At 70.6% G+C, this 23,804-nt stretch carries 22 protein-coding genes and 1 tRNA gene; 21 read left to right on the forward strand and 2 right to left on the reverse strand.

Annotation, left to right across the window (positions count from 1 at the left end; all coding sequences use genetic code 11):
* Window positions 1–8: 8 nt before the first annotated feature.
* The 18 genes from fmt (at window position 9) to BV453_RS14185 (ending at window position 19,298) form a co-directional block, all read left to right on the forward strand.
* Complete coding sequence (gene fmt, locus BV453_RS14100; protein ID WP_249521874.1) at window positions 9–929, forward strand: methionyl-tRNA formyltransferase; 921 nt, start codon at window positions 9–11, stop codon at window positions 927–929.
* Window positions 926–2,395, forward strand: a complete 1,470-nt coding sequence (locus tag BV453_RS14105; protein WP_374209034.1) for an RsmB/NOP family class I SAM-dependent RNA methyltransferase — start codon at window positions 926–928, stop codon at window positions 2,393–2,395. Before fmt ends, BV453_RS14105 begins: the two co-directional genes overlap by 4 nt.
* A 4-nt stretch (window positions 2,396–2,399) precedes the next feature.
* A complete protein-coding gene (gene rpe / locus BV453_RS14110) occupies window positions 2,400–3,080 on the forward strand; it encodes a ribulose-phosphate 3-epimerase (protein WP_025103485.1) in 681 nt (226 codons plus the stop codon).
* Window positions 3,077–3,340 carry a phosphoribosyl-ATP diphosphatase gene (locus tag BV453_RS14115; protein ID WP_025103484.1) on the forward strand — a complete coding sequence of 88 codons (264 nt, stop codon included), beginning with the start codon at window positions 3,077–3,079 and terminating at the stop codon, window positions 3,338–3,340. The genes rpe and BV453_RS14115 overlap by 4 nt, the downstream gene beginning before the upstream one ends.
* Before the next feature lie 38 nt (window positions 3,341–3,378).
* Window positions 3,379–4,218 (forward strand): ATP phosphoribosyltransferase, encoded by an 840-nt coding sequence (gene hisG, locus BV453_RS14120; protein WP_249521875.1) that lies wholly within the window; start codon window positions 3,379–3,381, stop codon window positions 4,216–4,218.
* On the forward strand, window positions 4,218–4,979 hold the full coding sequence (gene hisF, locus BV453_RS14125; RefSeq protein WP_249521876.1) for an imidazole glycerol phosphate synthase subunit HisF: 762 nt from the start codon (window positions 4,218–4,220) through the stop codon (window positions 4,977–4,979). Before hisG ends, hisF begins: the two co-directional genes overlap by 1 nt.
* On the forward strand, window positions 4,976–5,359 hold the full coding sequence (hisI, locus tag BV453_RS14130; RefSeq protein ID WP_249521877.1) for a phosphoribosyl-AMP cyclohydrolase: 384 nt from the start codon (window positions 4,976–4,978) through the stop codon (window positions 5,357–5,359). The genes hisF and hisI overlap by 4 nt, the downstream gene beginning before the upstream one ends.
* On the forward strand, window positions 5,356–5,946 hold the full coding sequence (locus BV453_RS14135; protein WP_249521878.1) for a Trp biosynthesis-associated membrane protein: 591 nt from the start codon (window positions 5,356–5,358) through the stop codon (window positions 5,944–5,946). The genes hisI and BV453_RS14135 overlap by 4 nt, the downstream gene beginning before the upstream one ends.
* 47 nt (window positions 5,947–5,993) lie before the next feature.
* Window positions 5,994–6,224, forward strand: a complete 231-nt coding sequence (locus BV453_RS14140; RefSeq protein WP_025103479.1) for an HGxxPAAW family protein — start codon at window positions 5,994–5,996, stop codon at window positions 6,222–6,224.
* Complete coding sequence (gene trpC, locus BV453_RS14145; protein WP_249521879.1) at window positions 6,224–7,000, forward strand: indole-3-glycerol phosphate synthase TrpC; 777 nt, start codon at window positions 6,224–6,226, stop codon at window positions 6,998–7,000. Before BV453_RS14140 ends, trpC begins: the two co-directional genes overlap by 1 nt.
* Window positions 6,997–8,265, forward strand: a complete 1,269-nt coding sequence (gene trpB / locus BV453_RS14150; RefSeq protein WP_249521880.1) for a tryptophan synthase subunit beta — start codon at window positions 6,997–6,999, stop codon at window positions 8,263–8,265. Before trpC ends, trpB begins: the two co-directional genes overlap by 4 nt.
* The gene (gene trpA / locus BV453_RS14155) at window positions 8,262–9,065 is read left to right on the forward strand and encodes a tryptophan synthase subunit alpha (RefSeq protein WP_249521881.1); all 804 of its coding nucleotides are present in this window, start codon (window positions 8,262–8,264) and stop codon (window positions 9,063–9,065) included. Before trpB ends, trpA begins: the two co-directional genes overlap by 4 nt.
* 10 nt (window positions 9,066–9,075) lie before the next feature.
* Window positions 9,076–10,101, forward strand: coding sequence for a prolipoprotein diacylglyceryl transferase (lgt, locus tag BV453_RS14160; RefSeq protein ID WP_025103475.1), 1,026 nt, complete (start codon window positions 9,076–9,078; stop codon window positions 10,099–10,101).
* 142 nt (window positions 10,102–10,243) lie between these two features.
* Complete coding sequence (gene gltB, locus BV453_RS14165; protein WP_249522083.1) at window positions 10,244–14,767, forward strand: glutamate synthase large subunit; 4,524 nt, start codon at window positions 10,244–10,246, stop codon at window positions 14,765–14,767.
* Window positions 14,760–16,226, forward strand: a complete 1,467-nt coding sequence (locus tag BV453_RS14170) for a glutamate synthase subunit beta (protein WP_025103473.1) — start codon at window positions 14,760–14,762, stop codon at window positions 16,224–16,226. The genes gltB and BV453_RS14170 overlap by 8 nt, the downstream gene beginning before the upstream one ends.
* Window positions 16,227–16,282: 56 nt before the next feature.
* Complete coding sequence (pyk, locus tag BV453_RS14175) at window positions 16,283–17,731, forward strand: pyruvate kinase (RefSeq protein WP_025103472.1); 1,449 nt, start codon at window positions 16,283–16,285, stop codon at window positions 17,729–17,731.
* A gap of 110 nt (window positions 17,732–17,841) precedes the next feature.
* The gene (locus BV453_RS14180) at window positions 17,842–18,648 is read left to right on the forward strand and encodes an alpha/beta fold hydrolase (protein WP_060921659.1); all 807 of its coding nucleotides are present in this window, start codon (window positions 17,842–17,844) and stop codon (window positions 18,646–18,648) included.
* The gene (locus BV453_RS14185) at window positions 18,588–19,298 is read left to right on the forward strand and encodes a triacylglycerol lipase (protein ID WP_249521882.1); all 711 of its coding nucleotides are present in this window, start codon (window positions 18,588–18,590) and stop codon (window positions 19,296–19,298) included. The genes BV453_RS14180 and BV453_RS14185 overlap by 61 nt, the downstream gene beginning before the upstream one ends.
* A gap of 22 nt (window positions 19,299–19,320) precedes the next feature.
* Here BV453_RS14185 and BV453_RS14190 read toward each other — a convergent pair.
* A tRNA-Leu gene (locus tag BV453_RS14190) sits at window positions 19,321–19,406 on the reverse strand.
* A gap of 100 nt (window positions 19,407–19,506) precedes the next feature.
* Here BV453_RS14190 and BV453_RS14195 point away from each other — a divergent pair.
* Both BV453_RS14195 and BV453_RS14200 read left to right on the forward strand, forming a co-directional pair.
* Complete coding sequence (locus tag BV453_RS14195) at window positions 19,507–20,124, forward strand: ANTAR domain-containing response regulator (protein WP_025103469.1); 618 nt, start codon at window positions 19,507–19,509, stop codon at window positions 20,122–20,124.
* Window positions 20,125–20,133: 9 nt separating this feature from the next.
* On the forward strand, window positions 20,134–20,697 hold the full coding sequence (locus BV453_RS14200; RefSeq protein ID WP_085607522.1) for a GNAT family N-acetyltransferase: 564 nt from the start codon (window positions 20,134–20,136) through the stop codon (window positions 20,695–20,697).
* Here BV453_RS14200 and BV453_RS14205 read toward each other — a convergent pair.
* Window positions 20,672–21,100: a hotdog fold thioesterase gene (locus BV453_RS14205; protein ID WP_062634544.1), complete on the reverse strand. Its 429-nt coding sequence runs from the start codon at window positions 21,098–21,100 to the stop codon at window positions 20,672–20,674. The genes BV453_RS14200 and BV453_RS14205 overlap by 26 nt on opposite strands.
* Before the next feature lie 45 nt (window positions 21,101–21,145).
* Between BV453_RS14205 and polA the strand changes: the two genes are divergently transcribed.
* Entirely contained in the window at window positions 21,146–23,779 is a 2,634-nt protein-coding gene (polA, locus tag BV453_RS14210) for a DNA polymerase I (protein ID WP_249521883.1), read from the forward strand.
* Window positions 23,780–23,804 lie beyond the last annotated feature (25 nt).

Here is a 23,804-nt window from a genome sequence, read left to right on the forward strand (position 1 = left end):
GAACCTTCATGCGCCTCGTCTTCGCCGGCACTCCCGCCGCCGCGGTCCCCACTCTGCGACGCCTCGCCGCCGAGCACGACATCGTCGCCGTGGTGACGCGCCCCGACGCCCCCCTCGGGCGCAAGCGTGTGCTGACCCCGTCGCCGGTCGCTCAGGCTGCGGTGGAGCTCGGCCTGCCGGTCATCCACGCTGCCCGGCTGGACGAGGCGGTGACGACGGAGATCTCGGCCCTGCGCCCGGAGCTCGGCGTGATCGTCGCGTACGGCGGGCTCGTGCGCGAGCCGCTCCTGTCGATGCCGGATGCCGGGTGGATCAACCTGCACTTCTCGCTCCTGCCGGCCTGGCGCGGAGCCGCGCCGGTGCAGCGCGCTCTGATCGCGGGAGATGCCGTCCTCGGCGCGAGCGTCTTCCAGCTCGTCCCCGAGCTCGACGCCGGCGACGTGTTCGCGATGCGTACTGTCGAGCTCCCGGCGACCGCCACGGCGGGGGAGGCGCTGGAGGCTCTGGCCCTCGACGGCGCCGGTCTCACCGCCGACGTGGTCGCCGCGATCGCGGACGGCAGTGCCCGCGCCGTCCCGCAGGAGGGCGAGCCGACGTTCGCCGGCAAGCTGACGCTCGAGGACGGTCTCCTCGACTTCCGCGAGCCGTTCGACGCCGTGTACGCCCGGTTCCGCGGAGTCACGCCGGAGCCGGGAGCGCACACGACGATCGACGGTCAGCGGCTGAAGATCCTCGAGGCGCGACCCGCGGGTGCCGAGGCGGAAGACCTCCGACCAGGTGCCATGGCGGGCACGCGAGCGGAGGTCCTGATCGGGACGGCCACCTCGCCGCTGGCCGTCACCCGGCTGCAGCCCGCGGGCAAGGGCCCCATGAACGCCGCCGACTGGTGGCGGGGTCTGCAGGGCACGACTCCGGTGGCCGGCTCGTGAACGCGAACGACGGACGGCGCCCCGGCTCGGGTCGGCAGCACGAAGGCCGGGCGCGGAACGGCCGCGGCCCCAACCGGTCGGTCCAGCCGGCGCGCCGCGTGGCCTACGACGTGATCAGGGCGGTGTCGGACTCCGACGCCTACGCCAACCTGCTCCTCCCGACGGCGATCGCCGAGGCGGGGCTGGACCCGCAGGACGCGGCTCTGGCGACGGAGCTGACCTACGGCACGCTCCGTCGCCGGGGCACCTACGACGCGATCATCGCCGCCGCCGCCGACCGCCCTGCCGACGCGATCGACCCCGCCGTGCTCGACGCCCTCCGGCTCGCGGTGCATCAGCTCCTCGCGACGCGGGTGGCCTCGCACGCCGCCGTGAACGAGTCCGTGAACCTCGTGGCCCTCACGGCGGGGCGTGGCGCGTCGAGCTTCGCCAACGCGGTGCTCCGGCGGATCGCCCGCGAGTCGCCGGGCGAGTGGCTCGCGCGCATCGAGGCGGCGGCGCGATCGGACGACGAACGCCTGGCCCTCCGAGCCGCGCACCCGGTGTGGATCATCCGGGCGCTGCGGCGCGCCCTCGCCGCCGAGGGGCGAGTCGAGGAGCTGGACGCCCTGCTGGAGGCCGACAACGTCTCGCCCGAGGTCACGCTGGTCGCCCTCCCTGGGCTCACGGAACCGCAGGAGCCCCGCCGGCCCTACGCCGCCACGGCGTTCGCGTCTCCGGGAGGCGATCCGCGTCTCGCGCTGGCCGCCTCCGACGGTGCGGCCCGGGTGCAGGACGAGGGATCTCAGCTCGTCGCGCTCGCGCTGACCGCGGCGACGCCGCTGCGCACGGGGGAGCGGTGGCTCGACCTGTGCGCAGGCCCCGGCGGGAAGACGGCCTTGCTCGCCGCCGTCGCCCGGCAGAACGACGCGGTCCTGGAAGCCAACGAGGTGGTGCCGACCCGCGCCCGGCTCGTGCGCAACGCGCTGCGCGCTGTCCCGGGCGACGTCACCGTGCACGAGCGCGACGGCCGGGAGCTGGCGGCCGAGCGGCCGGAGGCGTTCGACCGGATCCTCGTGGACGCCCCCTGCACCGGCCTCGGCGCCCTCCGACGGCGCCCGGAGGCCCGGTGGCGGAAGTCCCCGGCGGACGTCGCCGAGCTCGTGCCGCTGCAGGTCGGTCTGCTCACGGCGGCTGTGGACGCTCTCGCACCGGGAGGCGTCGTCGCGTATGTCACCTGTTCGCCCCATCTCGCGGAGACCACGGCGGTGGTCGAGGAGGTGCGGCGCATCCGGCCGGAGCTCGTCGAGCTCGATGCCCGCGCGGTGCTGCACGGCGTGGCGCAGTCGCTGATCGATCTCGCCGACGACGGGCGGGCGCAGACGGGCAGCGCTCAGCTCTGGCCGCATCGGCACGGCACCGACGCGATGTTCCTCGCACTCCTGCAGCGCCCGCTGGAGGCGACAGACGCCCCGAAGGAAGGTTGAGACCATGGATCTGCCCCGCGCCCCGCGCATCAACCCCAGCATCCTCGCCGCCGACTTCGTCAACATGCAGGCGGAGCTCGCCCGCATCGCGACCGCCGACTTCGCGCACGTCGACGTCATGGACAACCATTTCGTCCCGAACCTCACGTTCGGCCCGCAGATGGTCCAGCGCATCCAGGAGACCAGTCCGGTCCCGCTGGACGTGCATCTCATGATCACGGATCCGGATCGCTGGGCCCCGGGCTACGCCGAGCTCGGCGCCGCGAGCGTGACCTTCCACCTGGAGGCGGCGGGGGAGCCGGTGGCTCTCGCGCGGCGGCTGCGCGACATCGGCGCCCGTGCCGGGGTCGCGGTCAAGCCCGCGACTCCTGTCGAGGGACTCTTCGACCTGCTGGACGAGTTCGACCAGATCCTCGTGATGACCGTCGAGCCGGGGTTCGGCGGACAGGGCTTCCTGCCCGAGACCATGCCGAAGCTGCAGGCGCTGTCCGCGGAGGCGCGGCGCCGCGGCTCGTCCGTCTGGCTCCAGGTCGACGGCGGCATCTCCGACGCGACGATCGCCCAGGCGGCCGAAGCGGGAGCCGACACCTTCGTCGCCGGATCCGCGGTCTACGGGGCGGACGACGTGGAGGCGGCCGTCACCCGGCTCAGGGACCTCGCGCGAGCCGGTAGCCTGGAGGGGTGAAGACTTTCGACGAGCTGTTCGCCGAGCTCAGCGTCAAGGCCGAGACCCGACCCGAGGGATCGGGCACCGTGGCGGAGCTCGACGGCGGCGTGCATGCGATCGGCAAGAAGATCGTCGAAGAGGCCGCCGAGGTCTGGATGGCGGCGGAGTACGAGTCGGACGCCGCTGCCGCCGAGGAGATCTCCCAGCTCCTCTACCACCTGCAGGTGATGATGCTCGCGAAGGGCCTCACCCTGCAGGACGTCTACCGACATCTGTGATGCGCTCCGGTCCCACTCCTTCGAACTGAAAGCCGTTCATGCTGCGCATCGCCGTTCCCAACAAGGGCTCGCTCTCCGAGACCGCCGCCGAGATGCTCGCGGAGGCGGGCTACGCCGGCCGCCGCGACCCCAAGACCCTGCATGTCATCGACGCCGAGAACGACGTCGAGTTCTTCTTCCTCCGCCCGCGTGACATCGCCACCTACGTGGCCTCCGGCGCCCTCGATGTCGGCATCACCGGTCGTGATCTCCTCCTCGACGTGCAGCAGCCGGCGCGCGAGATCGAGCAACTCGGCTTCGGGGCGTCCACGTTCCGCTTCGCCGGTCCTCCCGGACGCTTCACCTCCGTCCAGGATCTCGACGGCGTCCGCGTGGCCTCCGCCTATCCAGGTCTGGTGGGATCCTTCCTCCGCGACCAGGGGGTGAGCGCCGAGCTCGTGCAGCTCGACGGTGCCGTGGAGTCCGCCGTACGCCTCGGCGTCGCCGACGCGGTCGCCGACGTGGTGTCCACCGGCACCACCCTGCGCCAGGCGGGGCTGGAGATCTTCGGCCCCGTGATCCTGGAGTCCGAGGCCGTGCTGATCAGCCGTCCCGGTGAGGCCGACGGCGTGGAGACGCTGCTGCGCCGACTCCGCGGCGTCATGGTCGCGCGCCGCTACGTGCTCCTCGACTACGACCTCCCCACCGATCTCGTCGATCAGGCCGTGGCCATCGCCCCGGGGCGCGAGTCCGCGACCATCTCGCCGCTCCGCGACCCGGCCTGGGTGGCCGTGCGCGTCATGATCCCGCGTCGCCGGGTCAACCAGGTGATGGACGACCTGTACGCCCTGGGCGCCCGGGCCATCCTCGTCACGGCGATCCACGCGGCGAGGCTCTGATGGCCCTCGCGAGTCGCGTCATCCCGTGCCTCGACGTCGCCGACGGTCGCGTCGTCAAGGGCGTCAACTTCGAGAACCTCCGCGACATGGGCGATCCGGTGGAGCTCGCCCGCCACTACGCCGCCCAAGGTGCGGACGAGATCACGTTCCTGGACGTCACCGCGACGGTGGATGCGCGGGCCACGACCTACGACGTCGTGCAGCGCACCGCGGAGCAGGTCTTCGTGCCGCTGACGGTGGGCGGCGGGGTGCGCAGCGTCGACGACGTCGCGCGGCTCCTCTCGGTGGGTGCGGACAAGGTCGGCGTGAACTCCGCGGCGATCGCCCGTCCCGAGCTCATCGGCGAGATCGCGGATCGCTTCGGTGCCCAGGTGCTCGTGCTCTCGCTCGACGTCAAGCGCGCCGACACGACGCGCTCCGGCTTCGTCGTCACCACCCACGGCGGTCGCACGCAGACCACGCTGGATGCGCTCGACTGGACGCGCGAGGCCGCGGAGCGCGGGGCGGGGGAGCTGCTCGTGAACTCGATCGACGCCGACGGCACCCGCGACGGCTTCGATCTCGAGCTCGTCCGCCTCATGCGCGAAGTCGCGCCGATCCCCGTGATCGCCTCCGGCGGTGCGGGACGGGCGACCGACTTCGCTCCGGCCATCAAGGCCGGCGCCGACGCCGTGCTCGCGGCCAGCGTGTTCCACACCGGAGCCCTGACCGTCGGCGACGTGAAGGATGCGCTGCGCGCGGAAGGAGTGCTCGTCCGATGACCGACACGCCGAAGCAGGACGAGGTCTCCGTCGACGACCGCATCGCGCAGGTCGCCTTCAACGCCGACGGGCTCGCCCCGGTCATCGTGCAGCAGTGGGATTCGCGCGAGGTGCTCATGCTCGCGTGGGTGGACGCCGAGGCGCTGCGCCGCACGCTCACGTCAGGACGTGCGACGTACTGGTCCCGCTCCCGGCAGGAGTACTGGCGCAAGGGCGACACGTCCGGCCACATCCAGGTCGTGCGGGAGGCCCGGCTCGACTGCGACGGGGATGCGCTCCTGCTCCTCGTCGACCAGACCGGCCCCGCGTGCCACACCGGCACGCGGACGTGCTTCGACACCACCGACCTGGACGCCGTCGACGGGGTGAGCGCCTCGTGAGCATCGCGCAGCGCGGCCGCTCCCTCTCCGTGACGGGGTTCCTGCTGGCCGGCGCCATCGGGATCATCTCCTCCACGCAGACCTGGTTCACGGTGCAGCGCGCGGACGCGGGGGAGGACATCCTCGTCCCCGGAGCCTCCGCCCTCGTGCTCCTCGCCCCGCTGAGCCTCGCGGTCCTGGCGCTCGGTGCCGCCCTCGCGATCGCCGGCCGGGTCGTGCGCGTGGTCTTCGGGGTGCTGGCCGCCGCGGCCGCGCTGTTCCTGGGCTGGTCCACGCTGCAGCTCCTCCTCGGCGACGCGTACGGCGCTGTCGCTGCGACCGTCACCGAGACGACGGGACTCGCCGGGAGCGGAGCCGTCCACGAGGTCGCGGCGAGCATCGTGCCGTCGGCCTGGCCGTTCCTCGCGCTCGGCGGCTGGGTGATCCTGCTCGTCGCCGCCGTCGTCGTGCTGACCACCTGGCGGCGCTGGAAGGCCGGCGGCCGTCGCTATCGCACCGACGCGCCGAGCGACGCGCCGCACGACGGTCCCGTCGACGCGGTCGATTCCTGGGACGAGCTGTCCCGCGGGTCCGACCCGACGCGCTGACCCCGATAGACTGAACCCAGATCCCCACGTCGTCCCCGGAGGAGAACATGACCAACCCGATCGCTGACCCCGGCCACGGACACTCGCCTGCGGCCTGGACCGCCGTCGTGATCATGCTCGTCGGCTTCGCCGCCGCGACCGTCGCGTTCTGCTTCGAGCAGCCGACCCTGGTGTGGATCGCCGCCGCACTGATCCCGATCGGGGCGATCGTCGGCTGGGTGCTCGCGAAGGCGGGATACGGCGTGAAGGGTCCCAAGTACGCTCCGAAGGCGCACTAGTGGTCCTCGCCGACCTGACGGCCGGCGCTCTCGCAGACGCCGAGCGTCGCTCCCAGTCCCGTCCGCTCGCGGTCGTCGAGCGTGACGCCCTCGTGCGCCCCGCGGCGAAGGACGCGCTGTCGTACCTCGCTCCCGCCGACCGGGTGAAGATCATCGCCGAGGTGAAGCGGGCGAGTCCGTCCCGCGGTGCCCTCGCGGAGATCCCGGATCCCGCGCACCAGGCCGCGCTCTACGAGACCGGCGGCGCCTCCGCGATCAGCGTCCTCACCGAGGAGCGCCGCTTCGGCGGCAGTCTCGCCGATCTGGAGGCGGTCACCGCCCGGGTCTCGCTGCCCGTGCTCCGGAAGGACTTCATCGCCACCCGGTACCAGGTGCTCGAGGCGCGTGCCGCCGGTGCCGACCTCGTCCTCCTGATCGTGGCGGGCCTGGAGCCGGATGTCCTCCGCGACCTGTACGGGTTCATCCTCGAGCTCGGCATGACGCCGCTCGTCGAGACCCACTCGGCGGAGGAGCTGGAGGCCGCGATCGACCTCGGCGCCGCCCTGATCGGCGTGAACGCCCGCAACCTCAACACCCTCGAGCTCGACCGCGATCTGTTCGGCCGGCTCGTGGACCGCATCCCCGACTCGGCGATCAAGATCGCGGAGTCCGCGGTGCTCACCCCCGCCGATGTCGCGCACTACCGTTCGGCCGGTGCCGACGTCGTGCTGATCGGCGAGGCCCTGGTGACCGGAGACCCGGTCGCCACTCTCGAGAGCTTCCTGGAGGCGAAGTGAGTCTGCGCGACCAGCACGGTCCGTTCTTCGGCGAGTTCGGCGGACGGTACATGCCGGAATCCCTGGTCGCCGCGATCGACGAGCTGACGGTCGCCTACGAGGAGGCCATCGCCGATCCGGAGTTCCGTGCCGAGCTCGCCCACCTGCTGTCCTCCTACGCCGGGCGTCCGTCCGCGCTCACCGAGGTGCCCCGGTTCGCGGAGCACGCGGGCGGCGCGCGGGTCTTCCTCAAGCGCGAGGACCTCAACCACACCGGTTCGCACAAGATCAACAACGTGCTGGGCCAGGCTCTGCTCACCAAGCGCCTCGGCAAGACCCGGGTCATCGCCGAGACCGGAGCGGGTCAGCACGGCGTCGCCACGGCGACCGCCGCCGCGCTGTTCGGCCTCGACTGCACCATCTACATGGGCGAGGTCGACACCGAGCGCCAGGCGCTGAACGTCGCCCGCATGCGTCTGCTGGGCGCCGAGGTCGTCGCGGTCACCTCGGGTTCGCGCACGCTGAAGGACGCGATCAACGACGCCTACCGCGACTGGGTGGCCTCGGTCGAGACCACCAACTACATCTTCGGCACCGCCGCCGGCCCGCACCCGTTCCCGGCGATGGTCCGCGACTTCCAGAAGATCATCGGCGAAGAGGCTCGCGCCCAGATCCTCGACGAGGTCGGCCGGCTTCCCGACGCGGTCGTCGCCTGCGTCGGCGGCGGATCCAACGCGATCGGCATGTTCGACGCGTTCCTGGACGACGACGGCGTGCGGCTGTACGGCGTGGAGGCGGCGGGCGACGGCGTCGACACCGACAAGCACGCCGCCTCGATCGAGCGCGGCCGCCCCGGCGTGCTGCACGGCGCGAAGACGTACGTGCTGCAGGACGAAGACGGCCAGACCGTCGAATCGCACTCGATCTCCGCCGGTCTCGACTACCCGGGCGTCGGTCCGGAGCACTCGTGGCTGGCCGACATCGGACGCGCTGAGTACATCCCGGCGACGGACGACGAGGCGATGCAGGCGCTGCGGCTGCTGAGCCGGACCGAGGGCATCATCCCCGCGATCGAGTCGGCTCATGCCCTCGCCGGCGCGCTGCGGATCGGCCGCGAGCTCGGCCCCGACGGCCTGATCGCCATCTGCCTCTCCGGCCGCGGCGACAAGGACATGGACACCGCCGCCCGCTACTTCGAGCTCTACGACGAGGACGCCCTCGCGCACGACGTGTCCGAGGAGAGCGCCGCCGAGGACGCGGCCTCGAAGGGAGAGCCGCAGCTGTGAGCCGCGTCGAACAGGCCATTCAGCGCGCGCACGACGCCGGCCGCAGCGCCTTCGTCGGCTACCTGCCCGTCGGCTTCCCCGACCTGGAGACGAGCATCCAGGCCGCGATCGCCCTCGCCGAGAACGGCGTGGACATCATCGAGCTCGGGCCGCCCTACAGCGATCCCGTCATGGACGGCGCCATCATCCAGGAGGCGACGACCAAGGCCCTCGCCGCGGGCTTCCGGATGAAGGACCTCTTCACCGCCATCCGTGCGATCACCGCCGCGACCGACGTCCCCGTCCTCGTGATGACCTACTGGAATCCCGTGCTGCAGTACGGGGTGGACCGGTATGCCGAGGACCTGCTCGCCGCGGGCGGCGCGGGTCTCATCACCCCGGACATCACCCCGGAGGCCGCCAGCGAGTGGATCGCGGCCAGCGAGCGGCTCGGTCTCGACCGGGTCTTCCTCGCAGCTCCGACCTCGTCGGACGAGCGCCTCGACCTCGTCGTGCGGTCCTCGACGGGCTTCGTCTACACCGTCTCGACCATGGGCATCACGGGGGAGCGGGCCGAGCTCGACCGTGCGGCACGCACCCTCGTGTCGCGGCTCCGCGACCACGGTGCCCGTCGCGCCTGCGTGGGCATCGGCATCTCGACCCCGGAGCAGATCGCCGGCGTCTCCGAGTACGCCGACGGCGCCATCGTGGGCACCGCCCTCGTCCGCGCCCTCCGCGACGGCGGTGTGCCCGCTCTCGCCGAAGTCACCCGAACCCTGGCCGCCGGCACCGCGTCGGCGCGCTTCGCCTCAGAGAAGTAGGATCGCACTCATGTCCTCCGCGCTCCACAGCACCGCCGCCGGCGTGCTCGCCAGCATCCCGAGCCCGCCCGTGTCGTACGTCGACCTCGGTCCGCTCCGGATCCACTTCTACGCGCTCTGCATCATCGCCGGCATCATCGTCGCCGTCCTGATGACCAATCACCGCCTCACCAAGCGGGGCGCGGAGCCGTGGGTGGTCATCGACATCGCGATCCTCGCGGTGCCGCTCGCGATCATCGGCGCGCGCATCTTCCACGTCCTCACCCACCCGAACTTCTACTTCGGCGAGGGCAAGAACACCTGGAACCCCTTCGAGCCGGGCTCGGTCTGGGCGATCTGGGAGGGCGGCATCGCGATCTTCGGCGCCCTCATCGGCGGCGCCGTCGGCGCCTACCTCGGCTGCCGGTGGACCGGCATCCGCTTCTGGACGTTCGCGGACGCGCTCGCGCCAGGGCTGCTTCTCGCGCAGGCGATGGGACGTTTCGGCAACTGGTTCAACCACGAGCTCTTCGGCCTGCCGACTTCGCTCCCGTGGGGCCTGGAGATCGAGTCCACGAACTCGGCCTTCCCTCCCGGTCTCCCCGAGGGCACCCTCTTCCACCCGACCTTCCTGTACGAGGTCATCTGGAACGGCCTCGGCGTCCTCGTGCTGCTGTGGCTCGGACGCAAGCTGTTCTTCCAGTGGGGGCGCCTCTTCGCGATCTACCTCATCTGGTACAGCGCCGGACGCATCCTGTGGGAGTCGATCCGCATCGACCCGAGCGAGATCATCCTCGGCCTGCGCAGCAACGTCTGGGCCGCCATCATCGGCGTCGTCCTCGGCCTCGTCATCCTCGTGGTGCAGACGCGCCGTCACCCCGGTCTCGAGCCCTCGCCGTACCAGCCGGGCCGCGGACGGAAGGACGTGGACGCTGATGTACAATCGCAGGACAATCCCTCTGATTTCGTGGACGTGAGCGAGCCTCCGGCCGAAGAAGTCGCCGCCGGAGCCACTGCCACAAGCGCTGCTCCCTCGAGCGGGGACGGCTCCCGATAACGCCGACTCGCGGCGGGAGAACCATTGCACTGAACGAGCGGGCCGACGACGTCCCCGGGTTTCACTGAAGATCTGAGGACGGTAACTGGTGTACTTCCAGCCCCCTTACGGCGCCTCCGGCGCATACCCCCCGAAGCAGGGCATGTACAACCCGGCGTTCGAGAAGGACGCCTGCGGCCTGGCCATGGTCGCAACGCTGCGCGGCGAAGCCGGGCACGACATCATCGCGCTGGCCCTCGAGGCCCTGCGCAACCTGGAGCACCGCGGGGCCATCGGGTCCGACGCGGGCACCGGGGACGGAGCCGGCATCCTCACCCAGATGCCGGACGAATTCCTCCGCGCGGTCACCGGCTTCGAACTGCCGCCCGTGGGGGAGTACGCGGCCGGGCTGGCCTTCCTGCCTCGCGATTCGAGCGAGCGCCGCCAGCAGAAGGCAGGGATCGAGAAGATCGCCCGCGCGGAGGGGCTCCGCGTCCTCGGCTGGCGCGAGGTCCCCACGGCCAACGAGAACCTCGGCAAGCTCGCCGACGAGGCCCGTCCCGCCTTCGAGCAGCTCTTCGTGAGCGCCGGCGGCGCCACTCTCGCCGATGCGCCGCTGACCGGCATCGCGCTCGACCGCGTCGCCTATCGCCTCCGCAAGCGCGCGGGCCACGAGCTCGGCGCCTACTTCGTCTCCCTGTCCAGCCGCACGCTCGGCTACAAGGGCATGGTCACCACGCTCCAGCTGGAGCCGTTCTACCCGGATCTGCAGGACGAGCGCTTCGCCTCCGAGCTCGCCGTCGTGCACTCGCGGTACTCGACGAACACGTTCCCCTCGTGGCCGCTCGCGCAGCCGCTGCGGATGCTGGCCCACAACGGCGAGATCAACACCGTCGGCGGCAACCGCAACTGGATGCGCGCCCGCCAGTCGCAGCTCGAGTCCGAGCTCCTCGGCGACATCTCGCCCCTGCTGCCCATCTGCACCGACGGCGCCAGCGACTCCGCCTCGTTCGACGAGGTGCTGGAGCTGCTCACCCTCACCGGCCGCAGCCTGCCGCACGCGATCATGATGATGGTGCCGGAGGCCTACGAGAAGCAGGCCGACATCTCGCCGGAGCTGCGCGCGTTCTACGAGTACCACTCCAACCAGATGGAGCCGTGGGACGGCCCGGCCGCCCTCATCTTCACCGACGGCACGCTCGTCGGCGCGACCCTGGACCGCAACGGCCTGCGCCCCGGACGCTGGACGGAGACCACCGACGGGCTCGTCGTCATCGGCTCCGAGACCGGTGTCCTGCACTTCGAGCCGGAGCGCATCAAGCGCCGCGGCCGGCTGCAGCCCGGCAAGATGTTCCTCGTCGACACGGCTCAGCGCCGGATCGTTGAGGATGAGGAGATCAAGCACGATCTCGCGACGATGCACCCGTGGCAGGAGTGGCTCGACGCCGGTTCCGTCCGCCTGGCCGACCTCCCCGAGCGCGAGCACATCGTGCACCCGCCGGCATCGATCACTCGGCGGCAGCGCACCTTCGGGTACACGGAGGAGGAGGTCCGCATCCTCCTCACCCCGATGGGCCAGACGGGTGTGGAGCCTCTGGGCGCCATGGGATCGGACACCCCGATCGCCGTGCTCAGCAAGCGCCCGCGGCTGCTCTTCGACTACTTCACGCAGCAGTTCGCGCAGGTGACCAACCCGCCGCTCGACTCGATCCGCGAAGAGGTCGTCACGAGCCTCAAGCTCGGTCTGGGCCCTGAGGTCAATCTGCTGACCTGGGGTCCGGAGCACACCCGCACGGTGTCGCTCGACTTCCCGGTCATCGACAACGACGAGCTCGCGAAGATCCGGCACATCGACAAGGCCCTGCCCGGGCGTTCGAGCGCCACGATCCGCGGCCTCTACCACTTCGACGCGGGACCCCACACCCTCGCCGAGCGCCTCACCGAGATGTGCGCCGAGGTCGATCAGGCGATCGAGGACGGCGCGGAGTTCATCATCCTGTCCGACCGCGACTCGAACAAGGATCTCGTCCCGATCCCGTCGCTGCTCATGGTGTCGGCGATCCACCACCACCTCATCCGGCGCGAGAACCGGATGAAGGTCGGTCTGATCGTCGAAGCCGGCGACGTTCGCGAGGTGCACCACGTCGCGACGCTCATCGGCTACGGTGCCTCGGCGATCAACCCCTACCTGGCCATGGAGACGGTCGAGCACCTCGTGCGGACCGGCTACATCACGGGCATCTCCCCGGAGAAGGCCGTGAAGAACCTCATCTACGCGCTCGGCAAGGGCGTGCTGAAGATCATGTCGAAGATGGGCATCTCCACGGTGTCGTCCTATGCGGGCGCGCAGGTGTTCGAGGCGGTCGGCCTCAGCCAGGAGTTCATCGACGCCTACTTCACGCGTACCGAGTCGAAGCTGGGCGGCATCGGGATCGAGGAGATCTTCGCCGAGAACCAGGCCCGCCACGACTACGCCTACCCGGAGGATGCCGCGGCCCGTGCTCACGAGCGGCTGTGGACCGGTGGCGAGTACCAGTGGCGCCGCGACGGCTCTCCGCACCTCTTCAACCCGGAGACGGTGTTCAAGCTCCAGCACTCCACGCGGACCCGCCGTTACGACATCTTCCGCGAGTACACGAAGCTCGTCGACGACCAGGCGGCCGAGCTGAAGACGCTGCGTGGCCTGTTCTCGCTGCGGACCGGCACGCGCAAGCCCGTGCCGCTGGACGAGGTGGAGCCCGTCTCGGCGATCGTCAAGCGCTTCTCCACGGGGGCGATGAGCTACGGCTCCATCTCCAAGGAGGCGCACGAGACGCTCGCGATCGCGATGAACCGGATCGGCGGCAAGTCGAACACGGGGGAGGGCGGGGAAGACCCCGACCGTCTCGTCGACCCCGAGCGGCGCAGTGCGATCAAGCAGGTGGCCTCGGGTCGATTCGGTGTCACGAGCCTCTACCTCACCGAGGCCGACGACATCCAGATCAAGCTCGCCCAGGGCGCCAAGCCCGGTGAGGGCGGTCAGCTCCCGCCGACCAAGGTGTACCCCTGGGTCGCGCGCACCCGCCACGCCACCGCGGGGGTCGGCCTCATCTCGCCGCCGCCGCATCACGACATCTACTCGATCGAAGACCTCAAGCAGCTCATCTTCGACCTGAAGCGGGCCAACCCCGAGGCGCGCATCCACACGAAGCTCGTCAGCCAGTCCGGCATCGGCGCGGTCTCGGCCGGTGTCGCCAAGGCGCTCAGCGATGTCATCCTCGTGTCCGGTCACGACGGCGGTACGGGCGCGAGCCCGCTGAACTCGCTGAAGCACGCGGGAACGCCGTGGGAGCTCGGCCTCGCGGAGACGCAGCAGACGCTCATGCTCAACGGCATGCGCGATCGCGTCGTGGTGCAGGTCGACGGGCAGCTCAAGACCGGACGGGACGTCATCATCGGTGCCCTGCTCGGTGCCGAGGAGTTCGGCTTCGCCACCGCGCCCCTCGTGGTCAGCGGCTGCATCATGATGCGCGTCTGCCACCTCGACACCTGTCCGGTGGGCGTCGCGACGCAGAACCCCGTCCTGCGCGACCGGTTCACCGGCAAGCCCGAGTTCGTCGTGAACTTCATGGAGTTCATCGCCGAGGAGGTGCGCGAGCTGCTCGCCGAGCTCGGCTACCGCTCGATCGACGAGATCGTCGGTCGCACCGAGCTCCTGGAGACCAACGCGGCGATCGCGCACTGGAAGGCCGAGGGACTCGACCTCAGCCCGGTGCTGGAGGGACCGGCGTTCCCCGCGGGCGAGCCGCGTCGCAGCGGCCGCGCCCAGGACCACGAACTCGACAAGCACTTCGACGTGCAGCTCATCGACATCGCGAAGGGAGCGCTGCTGAACGGCGACCCCGTCGTGGTGGAGCTCCCGATCGCCAATACCGAGCGCGCGGTGGGCACGATGCTCGGACATCAGGTGACCTCGCGTCACGGCGCCACCGGTCTGCCGAAGGAGACCATCGACGTCACCCTCACCGGCACGGCGGGACAGTCGCTCGGGGCGTTCCTTCCGCCGGGCATCATCCTCCGGCTGGAGGGCGACGCGAACGACTACGTCGGCAAGGGGCTCTCCGGTGGGGACATCACGATCCGGCCGCCCCGCGGCTCCGCGATCGCCCCGCACGAGAACGTCATCGCGGGCAACGTGATCGGGTACGGCGCCACGTCCGGCACCATGTTCATCTCCGGCGTGGTGGGCGAGCGCTTCCTCGTCCGCAACTCCGGTGCGACCGCGGTGGTCGAGGGCGTGGGCGACCACGCGCTCGAGTACATGACCGGCGGCCTCGCGGTGATCCTCGGATCGACCGGCCGCAACTTCGGCGCCGGCATGTCCGGGGGAGTGGCCTACGTGCACGCTCTGGACACCGCGAAGGTCAACGCGCAGTCGCTCGGCAGCGGTGAGCTGCGGCTCGAGCCGCTGGACCGCGCCGACCTCGAAGTGCTGCGCGGGCTGCTCGTGGAGCATGTGGAGCGCACGGCGTCCCCGCGCGCCGCCGCCCTGCTGGAGGACTTCGACGCCAGCGCGGCGGAGTTCGTGAAGGTGCTCCCGCGCGACTTCGCCGCCGTGCGCAGCATGCGCGAGGAGGCACTGGCCGAGGGGATCGACCCCGACGGCGACATCGTCTGGAACCGCATCCTGGAGGTGACCGGTGGCTGACCCCAAAGGCTTTCTGAAGGTGACCGAGCGGGAACTTCCCGCTCGCCGTCCGGTGCCCGTGCGCATCATGGACTGGAAAGAGGTGTACGAGCCCGGCGACAAGGCGGTGCTCCGTCGCCAGGCCAGTCGCTGCATGGACTGCGGCGTGCCCTTCTGCCACTCCGGCTGCCCCCTGGGCAACCTCATCCCGGAGTGGAACGACCTCACCTGGCGCGGGGAGGGGCGCGCGGCGATCGAGCGGCTGCACGCGACGAACAACTTCCCGGAGTTCACCGGACGGCTCTGCCCGGCCCCGTGCGAGAGCTCGTGCGTCCTCGGCATCAACCAGCCGGCCGTGACGATCAAGCAGATCGAGGTCTCCATCATCGACGAGGCCTTCGCCAAGGGCTGGGTCGAGCCGGAGCCGCCGGAGCGTCTGACGGGCAAGACCGTGGCCGTCGTGGGCTCGGGCCCCGCCGGTCTCGCCGCCGCCCAGCAGCTCACCCGTGCCGGCCACACCGTCGCCGTCTTCGAGCGGGACGACCGCATCGGCGGCCTGCTGCGCTACGGCATCCCGGACTTCAAGATGGAGAAGAGCCAGCTCGAGGCCCGCCTGCGCCAGATGCAGGAGGAGGGCACACGGTTCCGCGCCGGCGTCGAGATCGGCAAGGACATCTCCTGGGCCGACCTGCGCGCCCGGTACGACGCGGTCGTGATCGCCACCGGCGCCACGGTCCCGCGCGACCTGCCGATCCCCGGTCGCGACCTCGACGGCGTCCACTTCGCGATGGAGTACCTCGTCGAGTCGAACCACGCGGTCGCCGGCGACACCGTCCCGGACCAGATCACCGCCGAGGGCAAGCACGTCATCGTCATCGGCGGCGGCGACACGGGCGCCGACTGCATCGGCACCGCGCACCGCCAGGGCGCGCTCAGCGTCACCAACCTCGCCATCGGCAAGCAGCCGAGCGAGACGCGGCCGGATCACCAGCCGTGGCCGATGATGCCGACGATCTTCGAGGTGGCCTCGGCTCACGAGGAGGGCGGGGAGCGGGTCTTCCTCGCCTCGACCGTGGAGTTCCTGTCGAACGACGTGGGCGAGGTTCGCGCACTCCGCGTGGCCGAGACCGAGTACATCGACGGCCGCCGCGTGCCCAAGAGCGGCACGGAGCGGGAGATCCCGGCCGACCTCGTGCTCATCGCGATGGGCTTCACCGGGCCGGAGCAGGACGGCTACACCGAGGACACCCGGCCGGAGGTGACCGAGCGCGGCGCCTTCCGTCGCGCCGCGAGCTACGAGTCGTCGATCCCCGGCGTGTTCGTCGCCGGGGACGCGGGACGCGGGCAGTCGCTCATCGTCTGGGCGATCGCGGAGGGCCGGGCGGCGGCGGCGAACGTCGACCGCTTCCTCATGGGCACCACCGTGCTGCCGGAGCCGGTGCGCCCGAGCGATGTCGCGATCGGCCTCCAGCCCGCGTAGGCTGAGGCCGGCAGTGTCGCCTGTTTGTAATCCCCCACTTCTACCCTGGAGACATGTTGAGACGCGCGAAAATCGTCGCCACCCTGGGCCCCGCCACTTCCACGTATGAGACGGTGCGCGCACTGATCGATGCGGGTGTGGACGTCGCCCGACTGAACCTCAGCCACGGTGACTACTCCGTGCACGAGAACAACTACGCGAACGTGCGCCGTGCGGCGGAGGACTCCGGTCGTGCCGTCGCCATCCTCGTGGACCTCCAGGGTCCGAAGATCCGTCTGGGCCGCTTCGAGGACGGACCCTACGAGCTCGCCAAGGGCGACATCTTCAAGATCACCACCGAGGACATCATCGGCAACAAGGAGATCTGCGGCACGACGTTCAAGGGCCTTCCTCAGGACGTCAAGCCCGGCGACTTCCTGCTGATCGACGACGGCAAGGTGCGCGTCGAGGTCGTCGAGACCGACGGCGTGACCGTCACCACGCGTGTCGTCGTCGCCGGCGCCGTCTCGAACAACAAGGGCATCAACCTGCCCGGCGTCGCCGTCAACGTCCCCGCGCTCAGCGAGAAGGACGAGGAGGACCTCCGCTGGGGCCTCCGGACCGGTGCCGACCTCATCGCGCTGTCGTTCGTGCGCAACGCCTCGGACGTGACCCGCGTGCACGAGATCATGGCGGAGGAGGGCGTCCGCGTCCCGGTCATCGCCAAGATCGAGAAGCCGCAGGCCGTCGACGCGCTCGAAGAGATCGTCGACGCGTTCGACGGCATCATGGTCGCCCGTGGCGACCTCGGCGTGGAGCTGCCCCTCGAAGCCGTCCCGATCGTGCAGAAGCGCGCCGTCGAGCTGGCCCGTCGCAACGCGAAGCCCGTGATCGTGGCGACGCAGATGCTCGAGTCGATGATCAACAGCCCGGTGCCGACCCGCGCCGAGACCTCCGATGTCGCCAACGCCGTCCTCGACGGTGCCGACGCGGTCATGCTCTCCGGCGAGACCAGCGTGGGCGACTACCCGGTCGTCGTCGTCGAGACGATGGCCCGGATCATCGAGTCGACGGAGGAGCACGGTCTGGAGCGCATCCTGCCGCTCACCACGAAGCCCCGCACGCAGGGCGGTGCCATCACGCTCGCGGCCCTCGAGGTCGCGGAGTTCGTGGACGCCAAGTTCCTGTGCGTGTTCACGCAGTCGGGCGACTCGGCGCGCCGCCTGTCCCGCCTGCGGTCCCGCATCCCGATGCTGGCCTTCACGCCGGAGCCCGGCATCCGTCGTCGTATGGCGCTGACCTGGGGTCTCCGCTCCACCCTCGTCGACATGGTGCAGCACACCGACCTCATGTACCACCAGGTCGACGAGTACCTCCTCGGGAACGGCCTCGCCGTCGAGGGGGACAAGGTCGTCGTCATCTCCGGATCCCCTCCCGGGATCATCGGTTCCACGAACGACCTGCGCGTGCACAAGGTCGGCGATGCGCTCCGCGGCGCCGCACCGATCTACAAGGCCGGCGTCTGACGCAGGGCGTTCCGGGAGGGGCGGGGCTTCGGCCTCGCCCCTCCCTGTCATCTCCGGGCCGGTGCGTCAAGCCTCTCGGCCGTGACGGCGGCCTCGGTTAGCGTGCTGCCATGGTCCTCCGTCGTCTCCTCGTCACCTCCGGGCTGACGTTCCGCATCCTGGAGAGTCCGCGGCCCGCTGGCAGCACCGCCCCGACCGTGGTTCTCGTGCACGGGATCGGGATGTCGCATCGGTACCTGTCGCGGCTGCACGCCGTGCTCGCCGACACCACGAGGGTGGTCTCCGTCGACCTCCCGGGCTTCGGCGGCCTGCCCAAGCCGCGGTTCGACGTCTCCATCCCGCAGATGGCGGCAGGCCTGGCTCAGGTGGTGGCGAGCCTCGACGACGATCGCGTCGTGCTCGTCGGGCACTCGATGGGCGTGCAGTGGGCCGTGGAGACGGCGCTGCGGCATCCCGAGTACGTCCGGACCGTCGTGACGATCGGACCCGTCACCGACGACGCCCACCGGACTCTCGGCGCGCAGGCCCGGGCCCTGGCCGTCGACACCGTCGGCGAGACCCCGGCGATCAACACGGTCGTCTTCACCGACTATCTGCGCTGCGGCGTGCGGTGGTATCTCCGCCAGGTCCGGCACATGCTCGCGTATCCCCTGGAGGAGAGGGTCGCGGCTCTGACCATGCCGGTGCTCGTCGTCCGGGGGAGCGACGATCCGATCGCAGGACGCGCGTGGTGCCGGCGGCTGCGCGACGCGGCGGCCGTCTCGCGATTGGTGGAGATCCCCGGTCACCATCATGTCGCGCAGCAGTCCGCGCCCCGGGCGGTGGCTTCCGCGATCCTGGCCCACACGACGGGAGCATGGCCGACGGCGGTGCCGGCCGCACCCATCCGACGGGGGAGGGCACGATCAGCGTCCTGAGGATCCTGGGCTGGTGGGCCGCGGACTACGCCTACGCGGGGTTCTGGCAGGTCCGCTCGTTCTTCGGCCGTGACCAGGCGGACGACTTCACCACCGGAGACCGCGCCCCGCTCGTGGTGCTCGCCGGTGTCTACGAGACCTGGCGCTTCCTGGAGCCGCTCATCGTCGCGCTGCACGAGCGGGGGCACCCGGTCCATGTCGTGGATGCGCTGCGCCGCAACCAGTTCCCGGTGCAGGATGAGGCCGATCAGGTGGCCGATTACCTGCGAACCCACGACCTCTCCGGCGTGTTCCTCGTCGCCCACAGCAAGGGCGGTCTCGCCGGGAAGCTGGTGATGACCGGCCCGGAGGGTGCGCGGATCCGCGGCATGCTCGCCATCGCGACGCCGTTCGGAGGCTCCCGCTACGCGCGGCTCCTGCCCGGACGGGTGCTGCGGGCCTTCGCGCCCGACGACCCCTCGATCGTCGCGCTGGGGCGGGAGCTCGACGTGAACGCGCGCATCGTCTCGGTCTACGCCGCGTTCGATCCGCACATCCCCGAGGGGAGCGAGCTCGCCGGGGCCAAGAACGTCGTCCTGGAGACGGGCGGACACTTCCGCATCCTCGCCCACCCCCGCGTGATGGCCGAACTCGCCGCCCTCGCCGAGTGACGGGGCGAGCGGTCCGCGATGCTGGTGCCGGCGGTGGGACTCGAACCCACACGCCCTCTCGGACAAAGCATTTTGAGTGCTCCGCGTCTGCCATTCCGCCACGCCGGCCCGTGTCTCGCGACTTCGACTGTAGCGCAGACGACGGACGGTTCCCCGCGCGCCCGCCGTCTTCAGCCGGCGGTGGGGACCTCTCCGTTAGGATGGAGGGGTGACCGAGCAAGAACAGGCTGAGCAGCCCACGGCATCCGCACCCCGACGCGTCGTCGTCGCCGAAGACGAGTCGCTGATCCGTCTCGACATCGTCGAGATCCTCCGCGACAACGGCTTCGATGTCGTCGGCGAGGCCGGCGACGGCGAGACGGCGGTGGCCCTCGCCACCGAGCTGCGTCCCGACCTCGTCATCATGGACGTGAAGATGCCCCAGCTCGACGGCATCAGCGCTGCCGAGAAGCTCCACAAGGGCAACATCGCCCCGGTCGTGCTGCTGACCGCGTTCAGTCAGAAGGAGCTCGTGGAGCGCGCGAGCGAGGCCGGAGCCCTGGCCTACGTCGTGAAGCCCTTCACCCCGAACGATCTCCTCCCCGCGATCGAGATCGCCCTGGCCCGCCACGAGCAGATCATCACCCTCGAGGCCGAGGTCGCCGACATGGTCGAGCGCTTCGAGACCCGCAAGCTCGTCGACCGTGCGAAGGGCCTCCTCAACGAGAAGATGGGCCTGAGCGAGCCCGAGGCGTTCCGCTGGATCCAGAAGGCGTCGATGGACCGCCGCCTGACGATGCAGGACGTCGCCAAGGCGATCATCGAGCAGCTCGCTCCCAAGAAGTAAGGCACTCCGGTGCTCCGGCTGGACGCAGAGCACGTTCTGCGGCCGGTCCGCGCCGGCGACGGTGCGGCGCTCGCGCGCGCGTATCTCGCGAACAGAGAGCACCTCGCCCCGTGGGAGCCGGAGCGCTCCGAGGCGTTCTTCACCGAGGACTGGCAGGAGCAGAACGCGCAGCAGTGCGTCGCGGAGGCCGCCCTCGGCCGGAGCTCCCGGTTCGTGATCCTCTCGGACGACGGCGAGATCCGCGGCCGGGTCAACCTCAACACCATCGTGCGCGGTGCGTTCTGGAGCGCCGATCTCGGGTACTGGATCGATTCCACCCGGCTGCGCCGCGGGCTCGCCGGGCGCGCGGTCGCCCTCGTGGCGGAGCACGCGCGGGACGAGCTGCGGCTGCACCGCCTCCAGGCGTCGACGCTGCTGCACAACGTCGCCTCGCAGCGGGTCCTCGCCGCCACCGGCTTCGAGCGCATCGGCATCGCCCCGAAGTACCTGCGGATCGCGGGGGAGTGGCAGGACCACATCCTGTTCCAGCTGCTGCTGGAGGAGCCGCTCAGCCCGCGGCGGGAGCGTCCTTGATCATGTTGGTGATGCGGATCGTCGAGCAGCGCCGGCCCTGATCGTCGGTCACGACGATCTCGTGCACCGTGATGCTGCGCCCCAGGTGCACGGGCGTGCAGACTCCGGTGACCACGCCCGAGGTGGCCGACCGGGTGTGCGTGGCGTTGATGTCGACGCCGACAGCGAGGCGGCCCGCGCCCGCGTGCAGGTTGGCCGCCATGGAGCCGAGCGATTCGCCGAGCACGACGTAGGCGCCGCCGTGCATGAGACCGACCGGCTGGGTGTTGCCCTCCACCGGCATCGTGGCCACACAGCGGTCGATGCCGAACTCGACGAACTCCATGCCCATCTTCTCGGCCAGCGCACCCATGCCGCGGGCGGCCGCCCACTCGAGTCCCTCGCTGGTGGCGACCTCGCTCATGCATCCTCCTCTGCGGGTGTCCGTGCTCCTCGTTAGGCTGACAGGGTGACGGACTCCGCAAAGCCTACCCTCATGGTCGTCGACGGCCACTCGCTCGCCTACCGGGCCTTCTTCGCCCTCCCGGTCGACAACTTCACCACCAAGGACAACCAGCACACGAACGCCATCTACGGCTTCCTGTCCATGCTGGTCAACCTGATCAAGGCCGAGCAGCCCACGCATCTCGCGATCGCGTTCGACACCTCCCGCCACTCGTTCCGCACCGACGAGTACCCGGAGTACAAGGCCACCCGGTCCGAGACGCCGCAGGAGTTCAAGGGCCAGATCCCGCTGCTGCAGGACTGCCTCGCGGCGATGTCGATCCCGGTGCTGACGCAGGAGGGCATCGAGGCCGACGACATCCTCGCCACCCTCTCCACGCAGGGGGCGGCCCAGGGCTACGACGTGCTCGTGGTCTCGGGAGACCGCGACACCATCCAGCTCGTCACCGACGACGTCACGCTGCTGTACCCGTCCGTCCAGGGGGTCTCGCAGCTCAAGCGCTACGACCCGGCGACCGTGCAGGAGCGCTACGGCGTCCGTCCCGAGCAGTACCCCGACATCGCCGCCCTCGTGGGTGAGACCAGCGACAACCTCCCCGGCGTGCCAAAGGTGGGGGAGAAGACGGCCGTCAAGTGGCTCACGCAGTTCGGCTCCCTCGACGAGCTGCTCGAGCGTGCCGGTGAGATCAAGGGCGTGGTCGGCGGCAACCTCCGCGACCACATCGAAGACGTCCGCCGCAACCGCAAGCTCAACCGCCTGCTGACCGACGTGGAGCTGCCGGTCGCCCCGGCCGACCTCGCCGTCGCCCCGATCGACGCCGAGGCCGTCCGCGACATCTTCGCCCGGCTGGAGTTCCGCACGCTGCTGCCCCGGGTCTTCGAGGCCGTCGGAGCGGGCGAGGTCGCCGACGACCCGGCCTCCGTCGTCGAGATGCCCACGCCGGCACAGGTGTCCGCCCCGGATCTGGCCACCTGGGCCGCGGCGCAGGACGGAGACGTCGCTCTGCGGGTCGTGGTGCAGTCGGGCGCACCTGTGCGCGTCGGTGTCGCCACCGGGAGCGAGCTGCGCGAGCTCGACTGGTCGGAGGAGGCGTCCGCGGCGCTGCGCCCATGGCTGGAGTCCGACGCGCCGAAGGTGCTGCACGACGCCAAGCCGCAGGTGAAGGCGTTGCTCCGTCAGGGCATCCGTCTGGGCGGGCTCGCCTACGACACGAGCCTCGCGGGCTGGCTGCTGCGCCCCAGCTTCCCCGACAAGACGCTGTCCGACCTCGTTCAGCGCTACCTGGGGGAGAAGCTCCCCGAGGCCGATCCGTCGCAGCTCGTGCCGGAGACCGAGGGCGCCACCCCCTCGCAGGAGGCATGGTTCATCCTCCGGGTGGCCGAGGCGCTGCGGAACGATCTGCCGGAGCCGGTCGACGCCGTGCTCCGCGACATCGAGCTGCCGACGCTCCGCACGCTCGCCGACATGGAGCTCGCCGGTGTCGCCGTGTCGCACGAGGTGCTGTCGACGTTCTCGGCCGAGCTCGCGACGCGAGCGGACGCCCTGGCCCAGGAGGCCTTCTTGGTCGTCGGTCGCGAGTTCAATCTCGGGTCGCCGAAGCAGCTCCAGGAGGTGCTGTTCGAAGACCTGCAGCTCCCGAAGACGCGCAAGACGAAGACCGGGTACTCGACTGATGCCGCGGTGCTCGCCGACCTGCAGGAGTCGCACCCGCACCCGTTCCTCAGCCTGCTGCTGCAGCACCGTGAGGCGACGAAGCTGCGGCAGATCATCGAGTCCCTCGACACCGCGATCCGGGAGGACCACCGGGTGCACACGACCTATGTGCAGACGGGCAGCCAGACGGGGCGCCTGTCCAGCACCGATCCGAACCTGCAGAACATCCCCGTCCGCACCGAGGAGTCGCGGCGCATCCGCAGCGCCTTCGAGGTCGGCGAGGGGTACGAGACCCTGCTCACCGCCGACTACTCGCAAATCGAGATGCGGATCATGGCGCACCTCTCGGGCGACGAGGGGCTGATCGAGGCGTTCAACAGTGGTGAAGACCTCCACCGCTTCGTCGGCGCCCGCGTGTTCGGCGTCGATCCGTCCGAGGTCACGCCGGCGATGCGCACCAAGGTGAAGGCGATGTCGTACGGCCTCGTCTACGGCCTCTCCGCATTCGGGCTCTCGAAGCAGCTGCGCATCGAGCAGTCCGAGGCCAAGCAGCTCATGGTCGAGTACTTCGCACGGTTCGGCGCGGTCCGCGACTACCTGCGGGCCTCGGTGATGAAGGCCAAGGAGGTCGGCTACACCGAGACGATCTTCGGGCGTCGGCGGCCGTTCCCCGATCTCGCGAGCCCCAACCGCGTGCTGCGGGAGAACGCCGAGCGGGCGGCGCTCAACGCCCCGATCCAGGGCAGCGCGGCCGACATCATGAAGATCGCGCTGTTCCACATCCACGACGACCTCCACGCCGCGAAGCTGGAGTCGCGGGTGCTGCTGCAGATCCACGACGAACTCGTCGTCGAGGTCGCAGCAGGGGAGTGGGATGCGGTGGAGCAGATCGTCCGCACGCGGATGGGGGATGCCGCTCAGCTCTCCGTGCCGCTCGACGTGCAGGTGGGCCGCGGTCGGGACTGGAACGAAGCCGCGCACTGATCCCGGTGGCCGACGGGGGCGGGGA

The sequence above is a fragment of the Microbacterium sp. ER1 genome (assembly GCF_023383675.1).
Lineage (GTDB): Bacteria > Actinomycetota > Actinomycetes > Actinomycetales > Microbacteriaceae > Microbacterium.

What these genes read in the sequence shown, in the direction of transcription:
- fmt (WP_249521874.1), top strand. Translation starts at nt 9, where the DNA reads ATGCGCCTCGTCTTCGCCGGCACTCCCGCCGCCGCGGTCCCCACTCTG.
- rpe (WP_025103485.1), top strand. Translation starts at nt 2,400, where the DNA reads ATGGATCTGCCCCGCGCCCCGCGCATCAACCCCAGCATCCTCGCCGCC.
- hisG (WP_249521875.1), top strand. Translation starts at nt 3,379, where the DNA reads ATGCTGCGCATCGCCGTTCCCAACAAGGGCTCGCTCTCCGAGACCGCC.
- hisF (WP_249521876.1), top strand. Translation starts at nt 4,218, where the DNA reads ATGGCCCTCGCGAGTCGCGTCATCCCGTGCCTCGACGTCGCCGACGGT.
- hisI (WP_249521877.1), top strand. Translation starts at nt 4,976, where the DNA reads ATGACCGACACGCCGAAGCAGGACGAGGTCTCCGTCGACGACCGCATC.
- BV453_RS14140 (WP_025103479.1), top strand. Translation starts at nt 5,994, where the DNA reads ATGACCAACCCGATCGCTGACCCCGGCCACGGACACTCGCCTGCGGCC.
- lgt (WP_025103475.1), top strand. Translation starts at nt 9,076, where the DNA reads ATGTCCTCCGCGCTCCACAGCACCGCCGCCGGCGTGCTCGCCAGCATC.
- gltB (WP_249522083.1), top strand. Translation starts at nt 10,244, where the DNA reads ATGTACAACCCGGCGTTCGAGAAGGACGCCTGCGGCCTGGCCATGGTC.
- BV453_RS14180 (WP_060921659.1), top strand. Translation starts at nt 17,842, where the DNA reads ATGGTCCTCCGTCGTCTCCTCGTCACCTCCGGGCTGACGTTCCGCATC.
- BV453_RS14185 (WP_249521882.1), top strand. Translation starts at nt 18,588, where the DNA reads ATGGCCGACGGCGGTGCCGGCCGCACCCATCCGACGGGGGAGGGCACG.
- BV453_RS14205 (WP_062634544.1), bottom strand. Translation starts at nt 21,100, where the DNA reads ATGAGCGAGGTCGCCACCAGCGAGGGACTCGAGTGGGCGGCCGCCCGC.